The sequence below is a fragment of the Kitasatospora sp. NPDC051170 genome (assembly GCF_044455705.1).
GTDB lineage: Bacteria > Actinomycetota > Actinomycetes > Streptomycetales > Streptomycetaceae > Kitasatospora.
Genome location: NZ_JBITFA010000007.1, coordinates 311,478 through 336,737 on the forward strand (window position 1 = coordinate 311,478; position 25,260 = coordinate 336,737).

The 25,260-nt window shown below is 74.0% G+C and carries 11 protein-coding genes; 2 read left to right on the top strand and 9 right to left on the bottom strand.

The features are described 5' to 3' along the window. Positions 1-172: 172 nt before the first annotated feature. From ACIBCA_RS17915 to ACIBCA_RS17930, 4 genes are all read right to left on the bottom strand, one after another. A complete protein-coding gene (locus tag ACIBCA_RS17915; protein ID WP_396283841.1) occupies positions 173-2,887 on the bottom strand; it encodes an SdrD B-like domain-containing protein in 2,715 nt (904 codons plus the stop codon). Positions 2,888-3,043: 156 nt separating this feature from the next. Next, complete coding sequence (locus ACIBCA_RS17920) at positions 3,044-3,763, bottom strand: hypothetical protein (RefSeq protein ID WP_396283842.1); 720 nt, start codon at positions 3,761-3,763, stop codon at positions 3,044-3,046. Between the two features lie 51 nt (positions 3,764-3,814). After that, entirely contained in the window at positions 3,815-5,065 is a 1,251-nt protein-coding gene (locus ACIBCA_RS17925; RefSeq protein ID WP_396283843.1) for an alpha/beta hydrolase family protein, read from the bottom strand. Positions 5,066-5,221: 156 nt separating this feature from the next. Then, positions 5,222-6,445 (bottom strand): SUKH-4 family immunity protein, encoded by a 1,224-nt coding sequence (locus ACIBCA_RS17930; protein WP_396283844.1) that lies wholly within the window; start codon positions 6,443-6,445, stop codon positions 5,222-5,224. Positions 6,446-6,563: 118 nt separating this feature from the next. Here ACIBCA_RS17930 and ACIBCA_RS17935 point away from each other — a divergent pair, with 118 nt between their 5' ends. Further along, entirely contained in the window at positions 6,564-7,826 is a 1,263-nt protein-coding gene (locus tag ACIBCA_RS17935; RefSeq protein ID WP_396283845.1) for a pyridoxal-phosphate dependent enzyme, read from the top strand. A gap of 159 nt (positions 7,827-7,985) precedes the next feature. Next, positions 7,986-9,374, top strand: coding sequence for a hypothetical protein (locus tag ACIBCA_RS17940; protein WP_396283846.1), 1,389 nt, complete (start codon positions 7,986-7,988; stop codon positions 9,372-9,374). Between the two features lie 51 nt (positions 9,375-9,425). On the opposite strand, the gene ACIBCA_RS17945 is transcribed toward ACIBCA_RS17940, so the two are convergent. The 5 genes from ACIBCA_RS17945 to ACIBCA_RS17965 all read right to left on the bottom strand — a co-directional run bounded on the left by ACIBCA_RS17945 (position 9,426) and on the right by ACIBCA_RS17965 (position 25,010). After that, on the bottom strand, positions 9,426-10,481 hold the full coding sequence (locus tag ACIBCA_RS17945) for a zinc-binding dehydrogenase (protein WP_396283847.1): 1,056 nt from the start codon (positions 10,479-10,481) through the stop codon (positions 9,426-9,428). Next, positions 10,478-12,175 (bottom strand): phytoene desaturase family protein, encoded by a 1,698-nt coding sequence (locus ACIBCA_RS17950; protein WP_396283866.1) that lies wholly within the window; start codon positions 12,173-12,175, stop codon positions 10,478-10,480. Before ACIBCA_RS17950 ends, ACIBCA_RS17945 begins: the two co-directional genes overlap by 4 nt. Positions 12,176-12,201: 26 nt before the next feature. Further along, a complete protein-coding gene (locus ACIBCA_RS17955; RefSeq protein WP_396283848.1) occupies positions 12,202-13,881 on the bottom strand; it encodes a phytoene desaturase family protein in 1,680 nt (559 codons plus the stop codon). Further along, positions 13,868-23,236, bottom strand: coding sequence for an amino acid adenylation domain-containing protein (locus tag ACIBCA_RS17960; protein ID WP_396283849.1), 9,369 nt, complete (start codon positions 23,234-23,236; stop codon positions 13,868-13,870). Before ACIBCA_RS17960 ends, ACIBCA_RS17955 begins: the two co-directional genes overlap by 14 nt. A gap of 328 nt (positions 23,237-23,564) precedes the next feature. Beyond that, positions 23,565-25,010, bottom strand: coding sequence for a helix-turn-helix domain-containing protein (locus ACIBCA_RS17965; RefSeq protein ID WP_396283850.1), 1,446 nt, complete (start codon positions 25,008-25,010; stop codon positions 23,565-23,567). Between the last annotated feature and the right edge of the window lie 250 nt (positions 25,011-25,260).

Sequence of the window (25,260 nt, forward strand, 5' to 3'; positions counted from 1 at the left end):
TCAGGTCAGGTCCGACGGGGTCCGTCCCGGGCGCCGGACAGTCTGTCAGGGGGAACGGCGCTCGGGCGGGTTCGCGAACCGGTGGCTCGCGAACCCGCCCGAGGTGGTCAGGTGTGGTCGGCTTCGATCACATCTGACCTCGCTTCGTTCAGTACTGCGTTCAGTGCTTCGTTCAGTGCTGCTGTCCCGCGCGACGGCGGCGGACCAGCAGGACCAGCCCGGTGCCGAGGCCGAGGAGCAGCACCGCGCCACCCAGGGCGATCGGGATCTGCTGCCCCGCGCCCGTGTCCGGCAGGTGCCCGCCCGGCGGCGCGGGCGCGGGCGGGGTCTCCGACGCCGACGGGGTCGGCGTCGGGGTGGGCGTCGGCGTCGGAATGCGCTTGTTGACGGCCGTCACCGAGACCCCGTCGGCGAGGTTGTCCGCCGTGAGCGCCAGCGGCCCGAAGACCGTGGTGTCCGGCACGGTGTAGCCGTCCGGCGGGCTGACCTCCTGCCAGTAGTAGGTGCCCACCGTCCCGCTGCCCCCGCAGAGGCCGTCGGCCCCGGTGGTGCAGGGCTCGCCCACCTTGCTGTCGGGCTTGTCACCGCCCGTCTGGAGCCCGTCGGTGCCGTTGCTCTCCTTCCACAGCTGGAACTTCGCGCCCGCCAGCGGCTTGCCGTCCTGGTCGTGCTTGACCAGTTTCAGCGCGCCTTCCTGCCGGCGGAACCCGAAGTCGTAGGTGTGGTCGTTCTCCCCGGGCCCGCCGGTGGTCAGCACCCGCTCCGCGTACTTCCCACCGGACGGCACCACGCCCTTGGAGTCCACGAAGTGGTTCTCCCCGACGTTCGCCTCGGTCGGCACCCACTCGTACAGCGGCCCGCCCTTGGCGTAGTCGGCCGGTTCGTCCAGCCTGATGATGTACTTGGCCTTCGGCTTGAGCCCGCCCTCGACGTTCGTGTCGTCGAAGTAGTACTCACCCCGCTTGGTCGTCCTCGCCGTGCCGACGAGCTTCCCCGACTCGTCGTACAGGTGGACGGTCGCGCCCTCCACCGGCTTCTGGCCCGGGAGTTGGACGCCCTTGCGCTCGGGGTCGTACCAGACCCGGTTGCCGATCTGCAGCGGCGCCCGGTCGCACAGCACCTCGAGGTCGCCCATGGAGGCACCCTTGCCGAACGGCGCGGTGTCCTTCACCGGGTTGAGGCGCAGCCCGTGCTTGGGGTCGGGCTTGCCGTCCAGGCGCTGGACCCAGGCGGTGCCGTACCCGACGGCGTAGAGGTTGTCCGGGTCGAAGCCGGAGGTCGCGATGGTGCTCTCCACCTTGGAGAGGGCCATCCCGGCGAACGCGGCGTTGTGGTGGAAGGTCATCCGACTGGTGTCGAAGAACCGCTTGCCCGGTGTGGTGATCCCGCAGCCGAGGTTGGTGTCGAGGACGTACGTGCCGTTGGCGAGGCACGCCTTGTTCAGGTCACCGCCGGAGAGGATCTGGCCGGCGGTGTTGGGCACCGGGCCGGCGGGGCCCCGGTCGGCGAAGCGGTCCCGGAAGGCGATCAGCATGGAGCCGTCCGTCTCGAAGCCGATCTCGCCGATCTCGGGCTCCGGCTGGGCCAGAAAGGTGTTGCACTTCTGGCCGTTCTGGCTGGTCGGGATGGTGCTGGTCCAGGGGAACCAGCCCGCGCCGTCGCAGGGGCCCGAGCCGACGGTGGACTCGCGCTTGTAGTCCAACTTCTGGTCCAGCACGGGCTTGTGGAACGCCCCGGTGGTGAGGTCGAAGGGCAGGACGACCGCGCGCAGGTCGGAGACCTTGCCGGTCGACTCGCCCGAGCAGACCCCGCCCAGGTACCCGAGGCCGTCCTGCAGCCCGAGGCCGAAGGGACGCCAGTCCCCCGCCGCCGGGCAGCCCGGGTCGGGGATCGGGTACGACGCCTTGGGCGCGGCCGCAGTCGCCGCGCTCGCGTCGTAGCGGTACAGCTTGCGGTCGTTGAGGTTGACGACGAAGAGGTCCTTGCCGTCGTCCGTGATCTTGACCCCGCCGAGGCTCTCCCGGCCGGCGACGTCGGTGAAGGCGTCGTCGGTGCCGGTGCCGTGGGCCGTCGTCCCGGCGTCGGGGACGGTGGCCCAGAGCGTGGTCTTCTTCTGCGCCAGGTCGGTCACGTAGATCGCGCCGGGCCCGCCCGGGCCGTACACGGCGGTGCGCTTGGCCTGGGCGGTGGAGAAGACCCGCTTGTCGGCCTTGCTCCAGGCGATGCCGTAGATGTTGCCGGTCTCGGCCTTGGTCGAGATGTCGGTGACGTGGACGTCGGTGCCGTCCACGCCGCGCGCGTCGTACGGGAAGGAGACCAGCGTGCGCGCCGATCCGGCTTCCCTGCCCGCGGGCTGGCAGGTCGTGACCAGGGTGGCGTTCTTCTGGCAGTAGTCCCCGGGGTTCCACAGGCCCGTGGTGTAGGAGACCGTCTTTCCTCCGGAGAGGTCGACGAACTCCTCGTTGCTGGACAGCTGGTCGGGGGCGCCGTCGAGCCCCTGGCGGGAGGCGAAGGCCGGGAACAGCACGCCCGGCTTCGGATTCACCACCTGCACCCGGTACTTGCCGCCGGTGACCTTGGTTCCGGCGGGCGACAGGGTCACCGTGCCGTCGGCCGCCGTCGTGCCGTCGACCCCGTTGCCGGCGTCGTCGGTGAGCGTGACCTTTACTCCGCCGATTCCCGGCTCCAGCACGGGAGTCCACTTCCCGCTGGTGTCCACGGCCCGGACCACCCGGACCGTCACCGTGCCGTCCGCCGGCGTCTGCGGATGGGCCGCCGGGGCGGCGGCCAGCGAGCAGGCACCGATCCCGACCGCCACGGCCGTGATCCGCCCCACCGCCCGGCGGCCGCGCGTGGCGGCGGCCGTCTGTTCTCTCGTCGTCGTCATCCCTGCTCTCATGGTCGAGTTGGACCTACCGCCCGGCGCTCGCAAGGGAGTTCCTCAAGTGGCGGAAAGCCGCCGATGATTAACGGCAGCTTAAAGGGACCGAGTACGACCTGTAAGCGGAATGAGGAACTTTGACGAGCAGTCAGCCGAGATCGCTCACACGGCGATCGGGACGGTCTCGATCCAGCAGTGGTCCGCCACCCGTGCGAGCACCGCGAGGGCGTCCCGCGCGTCCGCCTCGGTGAGGAAGACCCCGGCGGGCGACTCCTTCGACCGGCCGCCCCCGTGGTCGACCCTGGTCATCACCACGTGCACGGCGCGGTAGCGCTCCCGGCGGGCCGGTTCCCCGCTGTCCGGGTCGGTGGCGGCCAGCAGGGCCACCACCTCCTCGGCGGAGGCCAGGTTGAAGCCCGCGTGGGCGCCGCCCAGCGGCTGGTGCCGCCAGCCGGGCCGGTCCTCGTCCGGGCCGTTGAACAGGCTCGGCTCGGTGTACGCCAGGACGCCCTCACGCCAGCCGACCGCCTGGGCCACGACGTAGCCCCGCTCCTCCTCGCTCTCCAGCACGAAGACCTGGACGCCCTCGTGGAGCGAGGTCGTGGGGTGGGCCGCCCGCACCCGCTCGGCCTCCTCCTCCACGGCGCAGCGGATGACCAGGCCCGCGCAGGAGGTCCGCAGGTCCAGGGCCTGCGCGGACGTGAACAGCACCTCGACGACGGTGTTGTCCGGGCCGATCGGGCGCGCCGGGGAGCGCTCGCTGCGCAGCATCAGCTGGCCGTGGCTCGGGGTGTAGGCCATGAGCATGAAGGACCGGTCGCTGCGGAAGAGCTCCGCACCCGGCCGGAAGGATTCGCCGGTGAGCCACTCGCTGATCATCATGCGGCTCAACCGTGGCGGCCGCACGACCGTTCGTCAACCCACCTCCGCTGGTCAACCCTCGAAGGTGACCTCGGGAAAGTCCCGCGAGGGCGCGTCCAGCAGGTGGCCGCCGCGGTGGCGCAGGTGGCGGTCGAAGAAGGCCAACGGGTAGGTCTGCTGGATGCGGACGGCGCGGGCCGGGTCGAGGGTGCCGATGAGGCCGCGCAGGGTGGCCTCGTCCCAGCCGAGGATCGGGGCGAGCTGCGGGAAGAGGGACTGGAGGTCGCTGTAGGAGCTGTGGACGGCGCCCGTGGCGTGGAGGTCGCGGCGCCAGCCGTGCAGGTGGGGCCAGAACGCGGCGACCTCGGGGGCGGTGGCGGGGGTGTTCCTGGCGGTCAGCATCAGGAACGGGCGGTCGATGTCGGGAGTGGTCCTGAAGATCATCGGGGCGTCGATGCTCAGCCCGGCGCGGATCCTCCGGTCCTGGGCCGTGATCAGGGCGGCGGCCGAGCCGCCCTTGGACCAGCCGAACGCGCCGACCCGGTCCAGGTCGAGGATCTCCCCGAGGCCCTGCGGCAGGGTCTTGCCGTCCGCGTCGGGGTTGCGGCCGGCGGCGATCTCCTCGATCCGGTCGAGGACGAAGCCCAGGTCGTAGGCGCAGTCGGCCGGGCTCAGGCCCAGGCGTGGGTTCGGGTTCGGGGGGAGGACGCGGCCGTCGGGGAACTCGGTGATGGCGTCGTTGGTGTGGTCGACGGTCACCACGACGTAGCCGCGGCTGGCGAGCTGCTGCACGATCACGGTGTGGTCGGCCCGGTAGCCGTGCGCGCCGTGGCTGTACAGCAGGACGGGCCGGCGGCGGCCGGGGTGGGCCGGGGCGCCGTCGTGGCCCGCGGTGAGCGGGACGAGGACGGCCCCGGCCGGGATGTCGGAGTCGGCGAGCAGGAAGGACAGGGCTCCGGCGCTCATCCAGGGTGCGACGGGGTGCCCTGCGGTGCGGTGCGCCGGGTACCAGATGGAGGTCATCAGCGAGCGGTGGCTGTCCGGGCCCGAGGTGGGGTCGGGCCGGGAGGTGTCCACCAGCCGCAGGACTGTGGTGCCCACCTCGTGTTGGCCGGTCGGCGCGGGCAGGGTGAGCCGCACGGGCCCGGCGGCGGCCCCGGCGGCGGGCGCAGGCGTGGGCCCGGCCGCCCGGGCGGGCGCGGCGAGGCCCAGCGGCAGCGCCGCTCCCGCCGCACCGGCGGCGAGTGCGGCGCCGAGCATCCGGCGGCGGGTCAGGGCACTGCGGGTCAGCGAGCTGCGGTCGGTGAAAGGTGCGGTCGTCACGGCGTCTCCCCCAGGTGGATGCGGAACGGCTGTCCCGGACAGGACGAAACGCTGTCACGCACGCGGGCCCGGATCATCCGTCCTCCGGATGTATTCGCCCGCCGCCGTAGTCCCCGGGATGTACACCCCCGGACCCGCCCCGCACCGCACCGCCCGTCAGTCCAGCAGCTCCCCCATGTGCCCGTCGTCCGCGAGCAGCGGCCAGAAGTGGTCCTCGGTGGACCACGCCTCCGGGTCGAGCGCCCGCAGGATCCCCTCGGCCGCGCCGGAGTACATCTCGCCCGGCGAGAAGACCGTCCACGGCCCCGCCTCCCGGTCGCGGGCCGCCCGCAACCGCTCGTACGTCCAGAGGGTGAGGAGCAGCGTGGAGAGGTCCCGGTGCAGGTAGGCGGCGAGCTCGCCGTCGGCCCCCCAGTCGGACAGCTCCACCCGGCCGGTGGCGCCGTCGAGGAGGACGGTCAGGTCGTACGTCCACTCGCTCAGCACCAGGAACCCGGCCTGGTACGGGCGTTCGCTGCCGTCCTCCTCGTCCGTGCTGTCGGGGTAGCGCTCGGCCATCGTGGGCAGCGGGCCCTCGGCCTCGGCGGAGAACATGCCCGATCCGCCGACGGGCAGGCCGAGTTCGGCGAGCAGGCGCCTGCTCGGCCCGTGGGCGAGCTGCGCGGGCAGGTCGCCTTCGGCGTAGCGGCGCACCTCGCAGCCGGTCAGCTCGGCCAACTCCTCGACCAACGCCGGGCCGAGGGCGTACGCGAGGCCCTCGCCGGGCAGCGCGGCCCAGCCGAGCGCCCGTATCCCGACGGCCGTGTCCCAGTGCGGCGGCCGGTCGTCCCAGTGCCGGAACAGCTCCGGATCGGCCTCGCGCAGCGAGGCGCCGACGATCCGCGCGACCTCCGCGACGGCGCCCGGGCCCCGCGCGGCGATGCCCTCCGCCTCCGGGCCGGGGACGAGCCCGGCCTGCTCGGTGACGGCCTCGACCTGGCCGAGCAGGGAGGTGAGCGTCCACACGTCCGTGGCGAGCCGGTCCCGGCGCACGCTCCCGTCGTCGTCCACGATCACCAGGACCACCTCGCCACTGGCGCCGTCCACGGCCACGGCGGCCGGCTCCCAGGCGTCCTCGGCGTCGTAGCAGGTCTCGCCGAGGACGACGAGCCGCTCGGCCCCGCCCGCCGGGGCGGCCTTGAACCAGACGTCGGCGGTGCGCAGCTCCTCCGCCCCCGAGGCCGTCAGGTCCAGATGCCCGATCACCCTCGGCAGCCCGCCCGCCGCCAGCCACTCCCGGCTGGGCCCGTGCGTGAGCACGGCGGGCAGCAGCCGCGCCGCCCCGGCCTCCGAGCGCTCCGAGCGCTCCGAGCGCTCCGAGCCGTTCGAAACCTCCGTCATCGCATCCCCCGTGGTCGTTCGTCGTCCATCGACGCGAGCGACCATAGCCGATGCCACTGACACTGACGGTGCGTCGATCGGCCGGACGGAACGGCGGGGCCGCGGTTAGGCTCGCGGGATGGCGACCGATCTTGCACGTTCCCTCGCGACCGGCCAGCGCTCCCTGGGCGATCCCACCCTCGGCTACCCGCTGCTCCCCCCGCTGACCTCCGGCTGCCCGGGCACCGGCACCGGCACCGGCACCGGCACCGGCACCGAGGAAGTCTCCTACCCCCTCGACCTCGACTACGCCTACGACCGCCTCGACGCCGCCGCCCTCTTCGGGCCCGCCGCCGGCCCCCGTACGGGCCTGGACCGGTGGGCGCCGCTGCTGCCCCCGCTGCTCGCACCGGGCCTCGGCGAGGGCGGCACCCCGCTGGTCGAGATCGCGCCGGGCGTCCACATCAAGGACGAGTCGCGCAACCCCACCTGGAGCCACAAGGACCGGCTCAACCGCTGCACCACCAGCGCCGCCGTGGCCGCCGGCGCCGCCGGCATCGCCGTCGCCTCCTCCGGCAACCACGGCGCCTCGGCCGCCGCCTACGCCGCCCGCGCCGGGCTGCGCTGCGTGGTCTTCACCGGGCCGGACCTGCCGCCCGCCGTCGGCGACTTCCTGAACGCGTACGGCGCGGTGGTGCTCCCGGTGCCGTGGGAGGACCGGTGGCCGCTGATGCGCCGGGCGGTGGAGCGCTTCGGCCTGCACCCGGTCAGCAACCTGACCGGCACCCACACCGGGCACCCGTACGGGCCCGAGGGGTACAAGACCGTCGCGTACGAGATCTTCCAGGACGTGGGCACCCCGGCGGCGGTGTTCGTGCCGGTCGGCTACGGCGAGCTGCTGTACGGCGTGTGGAAGGGCTTCGAGGAGCTGCGCCGCCTGGGCCTGGCAGCACGCGTGCCGCGGATCTACTCCTGCGAGTCGGCGGCGGGCGCGCCGCTGGCCACCGCCGTCGCCCGGGGGCTGCCGGCGGCGCGGGTGGAGGTGGGGCACACGGACGCGTACTCCATCACCTCGCCGGTGAGCGGCTACCGGGGCGTGCTGGTGCTGCGCGAGGGCGGCGGCCGCCCGCTGGTGCTGGAGGACGCGCAACTGGACGCGGCCCGGCAGGAGTTGGCGCGCAGCGGCCTGTGGGTGGAGCTGTCGGCGGCGGCGGGCCTGGCGGGGCTGCGCAGCCTGGGCGCCGAGGAACTCGGGCAACTCCCGGACGACGGACCGCTGGTGTGCATCTCGACGTCCAGCGGCTTCAAGGACAAGCTCGTCGGCCGGCGAACCACCGAAGCGGTGGACCCGCGATGGCCGGAGGTGGAGCGCCGGCTGCTCGCCGCGGGAATCGGGAACTGACCGAAGCACGGGTCAAGGGCCGGTCAAGCGCCGACCCCCGGTCCGCAAAGCACAGTTCGCCCGTCGGCTCGTCCCCGTAGGGGCGGCGTTCGCCCGGCGGCGGCAGTCTGGCCGCTTCGCACCCCCGTCCGTTCGTCCGCGCGTCGAAGGGTTGTCACCGTGCTTCGCTCCTACCGCCGTCCGCTGCCGCTGCTCGCGCTCGCCGTCGCCGCCCTGCCCGCGCTCGCGCTGCCCGCCGTCCCGGCCGGCGCGGTCACGTACGGCACGCCGACGATCACCCTGTCGGCCGGGTACCTGTCCGGCGCGGTGGGGGCCACCGGCGACCCGACCGTGACCGTCACGGTGGCCCAGAGCGGCGCCGGCGCCTCCTCGCTGACGGTCGCGGCCTCGGCGAGCACCAGCTCCTCGGTGGCCCGCACCGGGGACGTGACGGTCAGCGGCACCGGCGCCGCCCGCACCCTGGCCGTGGCCGCGCAGGGCGTCGGCTACACCGACCTGACGGTCAAGGTGACGGGCCTGGGCGGCAAGACCGCCACCCGCACGCTGCACTACGCGGCCTCCGCCGCCGTCCGGAACCCGGCCGTCACCCGCTACTTCACCGGCTCCAGCGACGCCTCGGCGGCGGTGGACGCGGGCGGCGGCTACATCGTGGTCGGCGACGACGAGTCCAACACCCTGCGGCTCTACAACCGGGCCGACTCCGGTGCCCCGGTGCGCACCTGGGACTTCAGCACGGCCCTCGGCGTCAGCAAGGAGATCGACATCGAGGCGGCCACCCGGGTCGGCGACACCATCTACTGGACGGGCTCGCTGGGCAACAACAAGGACGGCAAGCTCCGCCCGGACCGCGACACCGTCTTCGCCACCAAGGTCACCGGCTCGGGCGCCGACACCCAGCTGACGCTGGTCGGCTCCTACCGGAGCCTGCGCGAGGACCTGATCGCCTGGGACTCCGCCAACGGCGACCGCTACGGCTTCGCGGCGGGCGCCGCCGAGGGCCAGGCGCCCAAGCAGATCGACGGGTTCAACGTGGAGGGCCTGGAGTTCGCCCCGGGCAGCGACTCCACCGCCTACATCGGCTTCCGCGCGCCGCTCACCCCGGCCGTCACCGGTGGCCGGGCACTGCTGGTGCCGGTCACCAACTTCACGTCCCTGGTGAACGGTTCGGCCTCCCACGCCACGATCGGCCAGCCGATCGAGCTGGACCTCGGCGGCCTGTCGATCCGCGACCTCCGCCGCAACTCCCTCGGCCAGTATCTGATCGTGGCCGGCTCCTGGGCGGCCGAGGACAACTCCGCGCCGTACGCGCTCTACCGGTGGAACGGGCAGCCGGGCTCCGCGCCCGTCAAGCTCCTCGACCTGCCGACGGGCGACGCGGGCGCCTGGGAGGCCGTCCCGGACGTGCCGAACCTGGACGTGCCGGGCGCCAGGGCGCAGCTGATCACGGACTGCGGCTCGGCGGACCTGTACAACGACGCGACGGAGGCCAAGGACCTCACCCACCCCGAGTGGAAGAAGTCCCGCAGCGTCTGGTTCACCCTGAGCTGACGCGCAGGAGGTGGCGGGGCTCTCCCGACCGGGCCGGGAGGCCCCGCCGCCTCACAGCTCGACCAGCACCTTGCCCCGGCTGGCCGAGCGGTCGTGGAAGAGGCTGCGGTAGGCGGCCGGGATGGCGTCGAAGCCCTGGTGGACGGTCTGCCGGTAGGCGAGCGCCCCGGAGCGCACCAGCGGCCCGAGGTCGCGCCGCAGCGCCGTCCAGTTCTCCTCGGTGAACCACTCCAGCGAGAAGATCCCGCGGATGGTGGTGCGCGGGAACATGATCAGCGGCAGCAGCCGGGGCCCGACGTGCCGGGAGCCGACCTGGCTGCCCCACTGCCAGCACACCGCCACCCTGCTGCCGACGGCGAGCATGCCGAAGACCACGTCGGTGAGCGCCCCGCCGAGGCTGTCGAAGTACCGGTCCACGCCGTCCGGGGCGAGTTCGGCGAGCTCCTTCTCCAGCCGCTCGGGCGCGTCCCCGTCGCGGTAGAGCACCACCCCGTCGAAGCCCAGCTCCCAGAGCCACTCGGCCTTCTCGGGCGTGGCGGTGGTGCCGATCACCCGGGCGCCGCGTCGCTTGGCCAGCTGCCCGACCAGCGAACCGACGGATCCGGAGGCGCCGCTGACCACCACCGTCGAGCCGGGCCGCACGTCGAGGAAGGTCTCGACCGTCCCCCAGGCCGTCATCCCGGGCCCGCCGAGGATGCCGAGGGCCGTGGTCAGCGGCAGCCGCCCGTCGTAGTCGGCCCGGTCCAGGCGCCGGTAGGCGGGGAAGACCATCGGGAACGTGCCGGTCTGCCACAGCTGCGGCGCGCCGTCGCTGACCACATGGCTGCGCCAGCCGCCGAACCCCTGCACCAGCTCCCCGGCTCCGAACCGCGCGGCGGGGCCGGCCTCCAGCACCTCCATGATCGAGTCGGAGCCCATGTGCTGCCCGATCGGGGTGTCCAGCGCGATCCCCTGGAGGTACGGGTCGACGGAGACGTGCAGGGTCCGCAGCAGCATCTCGTCCGGCGCGAGCCGTACGTCCACCTCCTCGACGACCTTGCGGTAGATCCGCCCGACGTCGGGCACGCCCTCGACGTGCTCGCGGACGATCCACTTCTCGATCCTCACGACACCGCTCCAAACTGCCGGTCGGGTCCAAACTGCCGGTCGGGGCCGAACTCCCGGTCGGGGCCGACCGGTTCGACGATCAGGACGGGCGGCGGCGCGGTGTCGTCCACCGAGGCGGTGAAGGGCCGGCGGTCGTCGCGGCAGATGAACTGGACGACGTGCCGGCCGGCCGCGGCCGCCCTGATCAGGCCGCCGGTGGTGGCCCAGACGCCGGAGAGGTAGCAGTTGGCCAGGCCCGGGACGCCGGGGCCGTTGCGCTTGACCTCCTCCTCCAGGGTCTCGCCGCTCTCCACGAACGGCTGCCAACCGAGCACCGTGCCGTCGTAGTTGCCGGTGTAGCGGACCTGGGTGAGCGGGGTGGAGACGTCCTTGACGGCCACCGCCTCGCGCAGGCCCGGGTGGTGGCCGTCCAGGAAGTCCACGATCGCGTCGCGCACCCGGCGCTTCTCGCGCTGGTAGGCGCGGCCCCGGCCGACGGGCAGGGTGTGCAGTTCCTCGCCGCGCCGGGTGCGGGCCTGCTGTTCGGGGCCGGTGCTCAGCTCCCGCCAGGGGGCGATGTCGCAGAAGTAGCTGGCGTAGACGACGGTGGTGGCGGGCGGCGAGAGCTCGGGGTAGTGGCGGCTGCGGAACTGGACGTTGATGCTCGGGTGGCGCATCCCGGTGAGCCGGGCGGCGAGTTCGTCCTCGAGCAGGTAGGTGGTGCAGGGGTCGCCCGCGGGGAAGGGCCGGCGCAGGCCGAGGAAGACGGTCAGGTAGCCGGGGAAGACCATGCCCTCCTCGGTGATGGTCCGGGTGTACAGCCGGCGGTAGGTGTCGTTGAGGTACCGGCCCTTGAGCAGGTCCATCATGGTGGTGCGGCCGTCGCAGGCGGCCACCACGATGTCGGCGCGCACCTCGCGCCCGTCGGTCAGCCGTACGCCGACCGCCGTGTCGCCCTCGACGAGGATCTCGCTCACCTTGGCGTTGTAGGTGATCTCCCCGCCGAGGCGCCGGTAGCGCTCCTCGACGGAGCGGGCCAGGCCGAGCGAGCCGCCCTCGGGCACGCCGGCCGAATGCCCCGCGTGCGAGGCGAGCTGGAAGTACGTCGGCAGCACGGGGAAGTTGGGGTGCTTCTCGTACAGGACGAAGTTGAAAGCCTCGCGCAGCAGCGGGCTGCGGAAGCGGGCCGCGTAGTCGCTCATCAGCACGGTGATCGAGCGCCGGATGACGTTGAAGTACGGCAGGAACCCGGCGAGCATCCGCCAGCGTTCGGCGCGGCCCATCAGCCCGACCGGAGTGAGGAAGGGGTAACGGGCCAGCGCCCGGCGGAACTTGCGCAGCCCGTCGCAGAACTGCCGGATCCGGCGGGCGTCCTCGGGGGCGAGGTCGAGCAGGTGGGCCTGAAGGCGGTCGGGGTCGGAGTAGAAGTGGACGGCCCGGCCGTCACGGGTGCGCACCACGTTGAACACGTCGAAGTTGCGCATCCGCTTGCCCTGGAGGGCGCCGAGCTCCAGCCAGATGCGGTGCATCTCGTTGCCGGGGCCGCTGCCGAGCAGCCAGCTGACGCAGCAGTCGAAGGTGAACTCCCCGCGCTCCCAGCCGGTGCAGCAGCCGCCGGGGATCTCGTGCATCTCCAGGACGTGGGTGCGGTAGCCGTTCATCCGCGCGTAGCAGCCGGTGGACAGGCCCCCGAGGCCGCCGCCGATGATGACCATGCTCCGCCGGTCGGTCGGGGGGCGGCTCATTCGGACGCTCCCACGGTGGCGCGGTCGAGCCGGGGCAGCGGGCCCCACTTCCCGGGGTGCCAGGGCTCCCGGTTCTCGCTCGGCCGGGCCCGGAAGGGCACGCCGAGCTCCCGGCAGAGGTACTGGGCGGCGTAACGGCCGCTGGTGGCGGCGCGGATGAGGCCTCCGAGGGCCGTCCACTGCCCGGCCATGGAGAAGCCCGCCAGGCCCGGGATCCGCATCCGGTCGCGGTTCACGAGCCGGTCGGCGGCGTCCTCGGCCTCGGAGAACGCCTGCCAGGCGAGGATGCTGCCGTGGGTGTTGCCGGTGAAGCGCTCGGTGGTCACCGGTGAGGCGACGTCGACGAGTTGAATCCGCCGGGCGATCCCGGGATAGGTGTGTTCCAGGAACTCCCGGACGAACGCGGCGACTTCCTGCTTGCGGGCGCGGTAGGCGCGGCGGTCGCGCAGCTTGAGCTCCTTCCAGGAGCGGTAGTCGCTGAAGTAGGTGCAGTGCAGCACGGACTTGCCGGGCGGGGCGAAGCCGTCCGCGTAGGCCGAGCGCATCTGCACCACCAGGCTGCCCTGGAGGGAGCCGGGCAGCCGGGCGGCCGTGCGGGGTGCCAGCAGGTAGGTGGTGCTGTGCGGCTCGCCGGGCGGCAGGGGGCCGTCGAGGCCGACGAAGGCGGAGACCACGGCCGGGTACAGGTTGCCCGGCCGGTGCAGGAGTTCGCCGTACATCCGGTCCAGGGTGGGGCTGGACCAGCGCCCGCCGAGCAGCCGGTCGAGCACGGTCGGGCCGTCGCAGGCGGCCACCACGTGGTCGGCGAAGTGCCGTGAGCTGTCCCTGAGTTGGACGCCGACGGCCCGACCACCCTCGATCAGGACGCGCTCCACGCGGCAGCGGTAGCCGATCGTGCCGCCGAGGGAGGTGTAGCGCTCCTCGACGGAGCGGGCCAGGCCCAGTGAACCCCCTTGGGGGAACCCGGCGTTGCCGGTGTGGGCGGCGGCCAGCGTGTAGAGGTAGGGCAGCAGCGGGAAGCCGGCCGGTTCCTGGAGGAACATGACGGGGAAGGCCCGGCGCAGCAACCGGTCCTCGAAGCGCTCGGCGAAGGCGCTCATCGGGGTGGTGGCGGTGCGCCAGTACAGCCGGAAGGCGGGCAGGACGGCCCGCAGGGTGCGCAGCCGCTCGGCGGTGGTGCGCAGGGGTGGCGGGGTGAGCTCCCAGGGGGCCTCGGTGGCGATGAAGCGGCGCAGGTCCCGGCAGAACGCGCGGACGGGGGCGGCGTCGCCGGGGGCGAGGTCGAGCAGGTGGGCTTCGAGGCGGTCCGGGTCGCAGTGGAAGGTGACGGCGCGGCCGTGTTCGTCGACGACGCGGTTGAAGACCTCGAAGTGGGTGACGGACTTGCCGTCCAGGGCGCCGAGTTCGCGCCAGACCTGGTGGGCGCCGCTGGTCTCGGCGGTGCCGATGAGCCAGTCGATGCAGTAGTCGAAGAGGTAGCCGTCGCGGGCCCAGGCGGTGCAGCAGCCGCCGGGCAGGACGTGCTTCTCGAAGATGCGGGTCTCCAGGCCGCTCATCTGCGCGTAGCAGCCGGTGGCCAGGCCCGCGAGGCCCGCGCCGATGACGATGACCCGGGGCGGGCCGCCGTCCGTCCGCTCGCGCCCGGACCAGTCCGGCCCGCGCTCAGCCCCGGCCATCGGCGGTGCCTCCCGTCAGCGTCGAAGCCACCAGGGCGGCGTTGAGGGCGGCGGATTCGCCGTCGAGCATCTCGGCGTGGCTGCCGTGCCCGGCCCGGACGGTGGTGCCGCCGGTGGAGGCGCCCTGCCAGGAGCCGTCCTGTCCGCCGGTGTGGACGGCGAGGCGGGCGGGTTCGCACAGGACGTCCAGCCGGGCGCGGACGGCGCCGAGGTTGGGGGTGCGGCTGCTGAACTCCAGGTAGTCGCGGGCCTGCTGGAGGGTCTCCCGGGCGACGATCCGGGAGCCGGTGTGGCGGTGCAGGTGCTCGTGGAGTTCGCGTTCGAAGGCGGCGAGGTGCTCCTCGCCGAGGTCGAAGGCGGCGTTGACGCGGTAGGCGTCGAGCAGCAGCACGGAGGTGACGGTGCGCCCGCGCGCCTCCAGCTCCCGGGCGACCTCGAAGGCGAGGTTGCCGCCGAGGGAGTAGCCGAGCAGCGTGTACGGGCCCTCGGGCTGGAGGGTCTCGACGAGGTCGGCGTAGCGGCTCGTCTTGTCCTCCCCGCTCAGGTAGTTGAAGGCGGCGACGCGGTGTCCGGGCAGGTGGGCGGCGAGTTGGCGGTAGACGAGTCCGTGGCCGCCGGCGGGCGGGAAGCAGAAGACCGTACGGGCCTCGGGCGCGCCGGGGTTGAACCACAGGTACGGCTGGGCGCCGGCCAGTTCGCCGGTGACGATCTGCTCGACGGTGCGGGCCATGCCGTGCAGGGTGGTGACCTTGAACAGCGGGCCGACGGGGATCTCGATGCTGAACTCGGCCTGGAGGTGGTGGATGAGTTCGATCAGCCGGATGGAGCTGCCGCCGAGTTCGAAGAAGTCGTGCTGGAGGCCCGCCCGGTCGAGGCCGAGCAGGCGCTGCCAGTGGTCGGCGACGCGCTTCTCGTACAGGGTGACGGGTGGTTCGTGCTGGTCGCCGCCGGTGTCGGCCTCCGGGGCCGGCAGGGCGGCGAGGTCGACCTTGCCGTTGGCGGTGAGGGGCAGGGCGGGCAGTTCGGTGAGGTAGGAGGGGATCATCACCGTGGGCAGGTGCTCGGCGAGGCGGCGGCGCAGCTCGCGGCGGTCGAGGACGGCGCCCTCGGCGGGGACGAGGTAGGCGGCCAGAGCGGCGTCCCCACCGGGATCCTGACGGATCGTCACACAGGCGTGGGCGACCTCGGGCAGGGCCGTGAGGTGGGCCTCGATCTCGCCGGGTTCGATGCGGTGGCCCCGGACCTTGACCTGGTTGTCGATGCGGCCGAGCAGGTGGGCGGTGCCGCCGGCGCTCCAGTGGCCGAGGTCGCCGGTGCGGTAGAGGCGCCGCAGGCTTCCGTCGAGGTCGACGGTGGCGAAGCGGCGGGCGGTCTGCTCGGGGTCGCCGAGGTATCCGGCGGCCACGCCCGCGCCGCCGATCCACAGTTCGCCGGGCACGCCGACGGGCACCGGCTCGCCGTGGCGGTCGAGGATGTACAGCTCGCTGTTGGGGAAGGGCCGGCCGATGGGGACCATCCGGCCGGGCTCCGACTCCTCGGCGGCGCCTTCGTAGTAACTGCTGTCCACGGTGGCCTCGGTGAGGCCGTAGGAGTTGACCAGCCGGGTCTGCGGCCCGCACAGGGCGCGCAGTCGGCGGTGCTCGGACGCCTTCCAGGAGTCGGAGCCGACGATCAGCAGCCTGAGGAAGTCCAGCCGCAGGCCCCCGCGTTCGCAGTGGGCCAGCAGGGCGCGGGCCACGGCGGGGACGAACTCGCCGCAGTCGACGGCCTCCTCGCGCATCACCCGGTGGAGGCGGGCGGTGTCGAAGAGCAGGTCGCGGTCGACGAGGACGAGGGCGCCGCCGGTGCCCAGGGCCCGGGCGAGGTCCCCGGTGAAGACGTCGAAGGCGCAGCCGGCCATCTGGAGGTGCACCCGGGCCTCGGTGTCGAGGCGGTACTCCGCGCGCCAGCCGGCGGTGACGGCGGCGAGGTTGCGGTGGGTGACCTGGACGCCCTTGGGGCGGCCGGTGGAGCCGGAGGTGTGGATGACGTACGCGAGCCGGTCCGGGTCGGGGGCGGGCAGCGGGCCCTTCGCGCGGGCGGGCCGGTCCAGCTCCTCCAGCGTGACGGGCCTGGCGGCCAGCCCCTCGGGCAGCGGGCGGCGCTGGTCGACGAGGACCAGGGCGGCGCCGGCGTCGGCGATCTGGTGGGCGAGCCGGTCGGCCGGGTGGCCTGGGTCGAGCGGCAGGTACGCGGCGCCGGCGCGCCAGACGGCCAGCAGGGCGGTGATCAGCTCGGGCGACTTGTCGAGGTGGACGGCGACCACCGCGCCCTCGCCGACGCCGAGTTCGCGCAGCCGCAGGGCCCGGCGGTGGGAGCGGCGGTCGAGCTCGCCGTAGGTGACGCGCTCGACGCCGCCTCGGCCGGGGTGGGAGACGGCCAGTGCCTCGGGGTGTTCGGCGGCCGCCTTGGCGAAGAGCTCGGGCAGCGGCGCGTCGTGGTCGATCCGGCGGCCGGCTCCGCTGAACTCGCCGAGGATCAGGCGCCGTTCGGCGGCGTCGAGCATCCGCAGCCGTCCGACCGGCTCGTCCGTACCGCGCGTACCGTCCGTACCGTCCGTACCGGCGCGGGTCATCGCGTCGAGCAGGTTGCGGTAGTGGGCGGCGAGCCGCTGGACCGTCCCGGGGTCGAACAGGTCGGAGTTGTACTTGAACACGCAGTGGAAGCGGCCGTCCGCGCGGTCCTCGTAGGCGGAGAGCGTCAGGTCGAACTGCCCCTCCTCCTCGGGAAGTTCGATGTACTCCAGCCGGTAGCCGAAACGCTCCACGGCGACCTTGTGGGTGAGCAGGATGAACATCGCCTGGAAGACGGCCGAGCGGCTCGGGTCGTGCTGGAGCCCGAGCCGTTCGACCAGCAGCGGGAAGGGGTACTCCTGGTGATCGAGCCCGCCGAGGACGCTCTGGCGCACCCGGGCGAGCAGTTCGGCGACGGTCGGCTCCCCGGCGAGGCTCACGTGCAGCGGCAGCGGGTTGACGAAGTAGCCGTAGACGGAGGCGAACTCCTCCTGGGTGCGCCCGGTGACCGGGCTGCCGACCACGATGCCGTCCTGCCCGGACCAGCGGTGCAGCAGCAGGTAGTAGGCGCTCAGCAGCACCATGAACGGGGTGGCGTTGTGCTCCCGGGCCAGCGCGTGCACGCGGTCGGTGAGTTCGGCGTCGAGCCGGAAGAACTCGGAGGCGCCGTTGTGGGTCTGCACGGCCGGGCGGGGCCGGTCGGTGGGCAGGGCGAGGACGGGCATCTCGGCGGGCAGGTGGCCGCGCCAGTAGTCGAGCATCCGGTCGGCCTCGGGCCCGGCCAGGAAGCGGTTCTGCTGGTTGAGGAAGTCCAGGTAGCGGGCGGCCACCGGCGGGAGGGACGGCGTACGGCCCTCGCGCAGCGCCGCGTAGACCTCGAACAGTTCCTCGATGAACGTGAAGGTGGAGATCGCGTCCGAGACGATGTGGTGGACGGCCTTCATCAGCACCCACCGGTCGGGCCCGCGCCGGAAGAGCCGCAGCCGCACCAGCGGGTCGCGCTCCAGGTCGTACGGCCGCCGGTACTCGCTGACGAGCAGCTCGCGGACCTCCTCCCAGGGGCGGCCCTCGACGTCGAACAGGGCGGTGTCGGCCGCGGGTTCGGCCCGGACGTGCTGGACGGGCCGGCCCTGCTCGGTGGTGAAGGCGGCCCGCAGCAGCGGGTGCCGCTCCACCAGGTGGCGGAAGGCGGCGAACAGCAGCTCGGGGTCGAGTGCGGCGCGCACCTCGACGGCGCCGCCGATGTTGTACGCGAAGCCGTCCGGGTGCAGCTGGCGCAGGAACCAGAGGGCCTGCTGGTTGTGGGTGAGCGGGAAGCGGGCCTCGTCGGTGTGGAGTTCGGCCTCCGCTCCCCCGGCGCCACCCTCAGCGGTCAGCAGCGTGGCCAGGCCCTCGGTGAGCAGGTCGGCGAGGTCGCCGACGGTGCCGTTGCCGAGCAGCGCCACCACCGGCAGGGCGACGCCGAGTTCGCCGTGGACGCGGGCGCGCAGCTCCATGGCGAGCAGCGAGTCCAGGCCGTGGGCGCCGAGCCTGGTCGTCTCCTCGATGCGGTCGGCGCCGGTGCGCAGCACGGCGGCCGCGGCCGCGGTGAGGCGCTCCAGGACGAGGGCGCGGCGGGTGTCCGGGTCGGCGGGGCGGTAGGCGTCGAGGAAACCCGCGGCCCCGCCCCCGGCCCCGGTGTCGGCCGGGGCCCGCTCGGCGGCCGCCGCGGCGAGGTCGGCGACCAGCGGCGGCGGCGCCGGGTACCAGGCGAGGAAGGTCGGCCAGTCGACGACGGGGGCGATGAGCAGCTGGGCCCGGTCCTGGCCGAGCACGCGTTCGAGCACGGCCGTTCCGGCCTCGGGCGGCAGGGAGTTCATGCCGCGGGCGTCGCGGTAGTGGGCGACCAGGCCGAGTTCCTCGATCATGCCGGTGGCCCAGGGCCCCCAGTCGAGGCTGAGCCCGGGCAGGCCGGCGGCCCGGCGGTGGTGGGCGAGGGCGTCCAGGAAGGCGTTGCCCGCCGCGTAGTTGGTCTGTCCGGCGGTGGTGAGCAGGGAGGCGACGGAGGCGAAGAGCACGAAGTGGTCGAGCGGCTCCTCGCGCAGCAGCCGGTGCAGCAGGTGGGCGCCGATCACCTTGGGGGCGTAGCCGGCGTCGAAGGCGGGCCGGTCCATCTGAGCGAGCAGGGTGTCGCGGACCTGCCCGGCGAGGTGGAACACGCCGCGGATGGGCGGGAGTTCGCGGCCGCGGTAGTCGTCGAGCCAGGCGGCGAGGGCGTCCTGGTCGGTGACGTCGACGGGGGCGATCAGCGGGGAGGCGCCGAGGGCCTGGAGTTCGCGCAGGAAGGCGATCCGCTCCCCGGCGGGGGTGGCGGGGTCGGTCTGCGCCCACCGCTCGCGCCCGGGCAGGGCGGTGCGGCCGACGAGGATCAGCCGGCGGGCGCCGCGCCGCACCAGGGTGCGGCAGAGCAGCCGGCCCAGCGCGCCGAAGGCGCCGGTGACGAGGTAGCTTCCGTCCGCGCGCAGGACGGGCGGCAGCGGACGGGTGAGCCCCTCGGCGGGGCGCAGCCGGGCGGTGAGGCGGCGCCCGCCGCGCAGGGCGATCTCCTGCTCGTCGCAGGCGGCTGGTGCCTGACGCGGCGCCGTTGCCTGACGCGGCACCAGCTCCGCGAGCAGGGCCTCGGCCTGTTCGGCGGCGGGCCTGGCGGGGTCGAGGTCGATCAACGTGCCCCGCTGGGCGACGAGTTCCTGCTGCCAGAGCACCCGGCCCACGCCCCAGGCGGGCGCGCCGAGGGGCTCGACCCGGTCGCCGGGCGTGGCGGCCTGAGCCCCCCGGGTGACGATGTGCAGCCGCATCCCCGGCCGGGCGGCGGGCAGGGCCCGGGCGAGGGCGATCAGGGCGTAGGCGCCGTGGCTCGCGAGCTCTCCGTGCCGCTCGGGGGTGGTGACGTCGAGGGCGGGCTGGTCGAGGTTCCAGAGGTGGACGGCGGTGCGGTGGCCCGGGCCGAGGTCGGCGAGCAGCCGGGCGTGGTCCTCGGCGGAGTCGGGCCGTACGGTCGAACTCCCCTCACCGAAGGAGTAGTTCGCGCCGGGCCGCACCAGGTGGGCGCCTGCGGTCAGCGCGGCCAGGCGCTCGGCGAGCCCGCCCTCGTCCGCGAAGATCAGCAGGTCGCCGGTGTCCTCCGTGCGGGACGGCGACGGAACCTCCGTCCAGGCGAGTTCGGTGAGCCACCCGTCGATGGTCGCCAGGCCCACCGAGGCGGCGGCCGCGGTGACGTCGGCGGCGCGGAAGCCGGTGATCCGCCCGAGCGGGGTGCCGTCCTCGGCGTAGAGGGCGAGGTCGCCGACCAGTTCCTCGCCGCTGTCGCGGGTGACGGTGGCGTGCGCCCACAGCGGGCGGGCGCCGACCTCGTCGATCCGCAGCTCCCCGATGGCGACGGGCAGCCGCACCCCGCCTCGCACCCCGCCCACCCCGCCACCCTCGCCACCCTCGGCACAGTGCAGCCGGGTGGTGAGGAGGGTCTGGAAGCAGGCGTCGAGCAGGGCGGGGTGGAGGTGGTGCTCACCGGCCTGCGGGCCGAGCGCGGCGGCCGGTTCGATGCGGGCGAGGGCCTCCCCGGGCCCGGCCCACACCTCGGCGATGTTCCGGAAGGCCGGCCCGTACTGGTAGCCCAGCCCGGCGAGGCGCCGGTAGCACTCGACGCCGTCGAGGCGCTGCTTGCCGAGCCGTACGGCCTCGGTGTCCAGGGCGGGCCCGTGGGTGCGGCGCTGGCCGGTGCGCACCCGGCCGGTGGCGTGGACGAGGCTCTCGCCGCCCGGGGTGGACGCGATGGTGAAGCGGGCATCCTCGGGGGCGTAGCCGAGCTGGACGGGGGTGGGTTCGCTCTCGGAGAGGACCAGCGCCCGCTGGAACTCGACGTCGGCGAGCGTGACGTCCGTTCCGCCGGTGAGGGCGCGCACGGCCTGGGCGGCCATCTCCAGGTACCCGGCGGCGGGCAGGACGGCCTGGCCCTCGATGCGGTGGTCGCCGAGGTAGGGCAGCCGTTCGGGGTCCAGGGCGGTGGCCCAGGTGGGCTGGGCGCTCGCAGTGCGCCGGCCGAGCAGCGGGTGGTCGACCTCGCCGAGGCGGACCTTGCGTACGGCCTCCGGCTCCGTCCAGTACCGCTCGCGCCGCCACGGGTACCCGGGCAGCGGCACCGGCCGGCCCGCCGGGTGCAGCGCCGTCCAGTCCAGCTCGACGCCGAGGGTGTGCAGTTCGGCGAGGCTGCGGGTGAAGCGGGCGGGCTCGTCCTCGTGGCGGCGCAGCGATGGCAGGCTCACGGCCCGCTCGGCGCTCTCCCGGACGGCGTGGCCGAGCACGGGGTGCGGGCCGATCTCCAGGAAGATCCCGGCCCCGTCCGCCGCCATCCGCTCGACGGCGGCCCGGAAGCGGACGGTGTCGCGGACGTTGTCCCACCAGTAGGCCGCGTCGAGCTCGGGCCCGGCGGCCACGCCCTCGCGGCCGGTGAGGTGCAGCGGCAGCCGGGCGCGCCGGGGCTTGATCCCGGCGAGGCCCGCGAGGAGTTCCTCCCGGATCGGGTCCATCAGCAGGCTGTGGTAGGGCACTTCGACGTCGAGGGCCCGCACGAAGACGCCCTCGGCGGCGAGTTGGCCGGCGAGTTCGCCGATCGCCCCGGTGTCCCCGGCCAGGGTGACGGAGGAGGGGCCGTTGACGGCGGCGAGCGAGAGCAGTTCCCGGTACGGGCGCAGCCGCCGCTCGGCCTCGGCCTCGGAGAGCCCGGCGGCGATCATGGCGCCGGTGCCGGCCAGGCGGTGCTGGAGGCGGCTGCGGGTGAGGACCACCCGGACGGCGTCCGGCAGGTCGTACACCCCGGCCTCGTAAAAGGCGGCGGCCTCGCCGGTGCTGTGCCCGACCACGGCGTCGGGCTTCACGCCCCGGCTGCGCCACAGGGCCGAAAGCCCCACCTGGAGGGCGAAGTTGGCGGGCTGGGCGAGCCAGGTGCGCGCCATCCGCGAGTCGGCCTCCTCGCGCAGCATCTCCTCCAGCAGGCTCCAGCCGGCCTGGTCGCGGACCTCCCGGTCCACGGCCTCGACGGCCTCCCGGTACACCGGTTCGCCGGCGTACAGGCCCCGGCCCATGCCCCACCACTGGGGGCCCATGCCGGTGAAGACCCAGGCCAGCCGTCGCTGCCGCCGCTCGCGCGCCCGGCCCTGGACGAGGGCGGGGTGGGGCTCGCCGCGTTCGCAGGCGGCGAGGGCCTGCTCCAGTTCCTCCCGGTCCCGGTAGGCGACGGCGAGGCGCTCGGGCAGGTGCTGGCGGCGGTGGGCGAGGGTGTGGCCGAGGTCGGCGAGCGGGGTGCCCCCGGCGAGCTCCCCGCGTACGGCGCCCGCGCGTTCGGGCAGGGAGGCGGCGTCCTTGGTGCTGAGCGGCAGCACCGTGCAGGCCGGCCCCGCCGCGGACTCCGGGGGCGCGGGCTCCGACGGCGCGGGCTCCGTGGGCAGGGGAGCCGGCGCCTCCTCCAGCAGCACGTGGGCGTTGGTGCCGCCGAACCCGAAGGAGTTGACCCCGGCCCGCGCCGGACCGGTGTGCTCGGGCCAGTCCAGGGCGGTGGTGGGGATCTCGAAGGGCAGGGCGTCGAGGTCGATGCCGGGGTTGGGCCGTTCCAGGTTGAGGTGCGGCGGGATGCGCCGGTGCCCGAGCGCGAGCGCGGTCTTGATGAGCCCGGCGACCCCGGCGGCGGCCTCGGTGTGCCCGATGTTGGTCTTGACGGAGCCGACGTAGCAGCGCTCCCCCGCGCGGCGGCCCCGGCCGAGGACGCGTCCGAGGGCTTCCGCCTCGATCGGGTCGCCGACGGGGGTGGAGGTGCCGTGCGCCTCGACGTACTGGAGGCTGCCGGGCTCGATGCCGGCCTCGGCGCAGACCTTCTCGATCAGGGCCGCCTGGGCGTCGGCGCTGGGCACGGTGATCCCGTTGGTGCGGCCGTCCTGGTTGACGCCGGTGCCGAGGACGACGGCGTGCACCCGGTCCCCGTCGCGCAGGGCGTCGGAGAGGCGCTTGAGGACGACCACACCGACGCCCTCGGCCCGGACGTAGCCGTCGGCGGAGGCGTCGAAGGCGCGGGAGCGGCCGTCCGCGGAGAGGAATCCGCCCTTGGTCTCGGCGATGGTGTACTGCGGGGTCATGTGCAGCAGGGCGCCGCCGGCCAGGGCGAGTTCGCTCTCGCCGCGCAGCAGGCTCTGGCAGGCGAGGTGGACGGCGACGAGGGAGGAGCTGCAGGCGGTGTCGATCGAGAGGCTGGGGCCGCGGAAGTCGAAGCAGTGCGAGATCCGGTTGGAGACCATCGTCATCATGGTGCCGGTGGCGGTGTGCGCGGCGATGGTGGCGAAGTCCAGGTCGGCGAACTGGAGGATCTTCCAGTCGAGGGTGAACGCTCCCATGTAGACGCCGACTTGGCGCCCGGCCAGCTCCCCGGGCCGCAGTCCGCCGTCCTCCAGGGCCTCCCAGCTGACCTCCAGGAGCTTTCGCTGCTGCGGGTCCATGTGCTCGGCCTCGCGGGGGCTGATGCCGAAGAAGTCGGGGTCGAAGGTGTCGAAGCCGTCGATGTAGCCGCCCCTGCCGCCGGTCAGCCTGCCGGGTTTGGCGCGGTCGCGGCTGCCCAGGGTCGTGGTGTCGTAGCGGTCGGCGGGGGTGTCGGTGAGGCAGTCCCGGCCCTCGATCAGGTTGCGCCAGTAGGTCCGGTGGTCGTTGGCGTGTCCCGGCAGGCGGCAGCCGATGCCGGTGATCGCGATCCGTTCGCAGGGCACGGCGAAGGGCGAGGTGGTCATGGTCCATTCCGGAGGGTGGTGAGCGGGGCGGCCCCGCTCGGCTCGGCGGTCGGCGGGGTGTCCGGGGTCGACGCAGGGGTGAATACCCGGGCACAAGAATGAATATTCCGACCAAAAGTTCCGACTACGAACACTGAATTGACGACTGGGATTGACTGTAAACGATCAGAGACTCTAGCCGGATGTTGAGTCCCGGTCAGTCATTCGACGTGTTAACGCCACAATTGACCCGATCGACGCAAGGTATGCGCACGAAGTTGACGAAACACGGGAGTGAATGGGGCGCGTTCGGCGGCCCTGCGGGGAATCCCCCACCGGGCCGCGCCCCTCACAACCCCGCGAGCTCCCCCAGGCGCCGCGCCACCTGCGGCCGGTGCACGGCCAGTCGGGCGCGCAGGCCGCGCAGCTCGTACCCGACGAGCGCGGGCAGCGGGTCGCCCGGGCCGGCCTCCAGGGTGGGGCCGAGCAGGTCCACGGCCGCCTGCGGGTCGTGGGCGCAGACGAGGCAGTCGGCGATGCGGACGTTGAAGAGGAGGCGGCTGGCGGGGAGTTGGGCCGGGCCGAGCAGCTCCAGGGCCGTCCCGGCGGCGGCCAGGGCCCGGCGGGCCAGCCGGGGGTCGTCCACCTCCGCGGCGAGGTCGCGCAGGGCGGCGGCCGCGGCGGACTCGACCCGCAGCCGCATCGAGGCGATGGTCAGCCAGGGCGCGTCCGCCTCGTCCCGGGCGCCGATGTGCTCCACGTGCGCCCGGGCCCGGTCGATCTCCCGGACGGTGCCCCGCACGTCGCCGGTCAGGGCCAGGGCGCGGGCCCGGCCGATCCCGCCCATGGCGCTCGCCCAGTGCCGCCCGGGGGCGGCCCGCTCGATCTCGCAGGCGTAGCCGAGGGCGACGCCCGGATCGTCGTCGAGCCGGGCCAGGGTGCTGAGGTCGCTGAGCGTGCCGACCTGGGTGGCCTCGTCCTCGGCGAGCCGCGCCCAGGTGAGCGCCCGGTCGAAGCAGGCCATCGCGGTGGCGCCCTTGCCGTCCTGCATCCTCAACGCCCCCGCCGCGTGCGCGTGTTCGGCGGCCAGCCGGGCCAGCGGGCGGCGCTGGGCGGCGGGCGCGAGGGCCAGCCGGGCGAGGACGGCCCGCAGGGTGTGCTCGATGGCGACGGCCAGGGCCGGGCGGTGGCCGTGCTCCCCGGCGCGCAGGTAGGCGGCGAGCAGCCCGGCCAGGGCGTGCGCGGTGGCGGCGTCCAGCGGCGGCGCGGCGGCGGGGTCCGCGTTGCAGAACTCGAGGTGCAGGGCCGCCAGTTCCCTCTCCTCGGGCACGTCGCAGCCCTGGGCGTCGTGCAGCGGGCAGAGCAGCCCGTAGTCCGGCAGCCGCCGCGGCGGCAGGAGCGCGGGGGCGGGCGCCGGCACGAGGGAGAGGTGCGAGGGCAGCGGCGGGCGCAGCAGGCCGGGGGCGAAGGGGTCGAGGGCGGGCAGTGCGGCGGTCTCGGCGCGCAGACACGCCTCGCTCAACTCGCCTTCGGCCCCGAGGAGTTCGTCGATCCGCCGGGCGATCCTGGGGGTGACCCTGCGGGCGCCGTGCTCGATCTTGCTGACGGCGGTGTGGTCGTAGCCGATCCCGGCGCCCAGTTGCGCCTGGGTCAGGCCGGCCCGGCGCCGCCAGTGCCGCAGCAGCGCGCCGAACTCGCGCCAGGCGTCCGTCCCCTGGCCGCCGGGGCGGTGCGTCGCCCGATCGTCGGAGCGGTGCGTCGCCCGATCGTCGGAGCCCACCAGGTTGCGGTGCACGCTGCCTCCCCGGTCGCGTCGTCCCCCCGGTTCCACGAGCGAGACGGTACTGGATGGCGATCGATCCGTACATCAGGTGGTCTCGACCAGTTGCCCTGGTGGTCTCAACCACTCGGGGAAAAGCCCAGCTTGACGGAATTTGCCAACCCTATGCATCACGCGCACCAGCCATTGACCGGAGCATGACGCCATGTGAGGGTTCGGGCACCCGAGCGCGGACGGCCCGCACGGCCGTCCCCAGACACGGCCT

Excerpts from the sequence above, each read along its gene's own strand:
- ACIBCA_RS17915 (WP_396283841.1), bottom strand. The coding sequence starts at position 2,887 with ATGACGACGACGAGAGAACAGACGGCCGCCGCCACGCGCGGCCGCCGG.
- ACIBCA_RS17920 (WP_396283842.1), bottom strand. The coding sequence starts at position 3,763 with ATGATGATCAGCGAGTGGCTCACCGGCGAATCCTTCCGGCCGGGTGCG.
- ACIBCA_RS17930 (WP_396283844.1), bottom strand. The coding sequence starts at position 6,445 with ATGACGGAGGTTTCGAACGGCTCGGAGCGCTCGGAGCGCTCGGAGCGC.
- ACIBCA_RS17935 (WP_396283845.1), top strand. The coding sequence starts at position 6,564 with ATGGCGACCGATCTTGCACGTTCCCTCGCGACCGGCCAGCGCTCCCTG.
- ACIBCA_RS17950 (WP_396283866.1), bottom strand. The coding sequence starts at position 12,175 with ATGGTCATCATCGGCGGCGGCCTCGGGGGCCTGTCCACCGGCTGCTAC.
- ACIBCA_RS17955 (WP_396283848.1), bottom strand. The coding sequence starts at position 13,881 with ATGGCCGGGGCTGAGCGCGGGCCGGACTGGTCCGGGCGCGAGCGGACG.
- ACIBCA_RS17960 (WP_396283849.1), bottom strand. The coding sequence starts at position 23,236 with ATGACCACCTCGCCCTTCGCCGTGCCCTGCGAACGGATCGCGATCACC.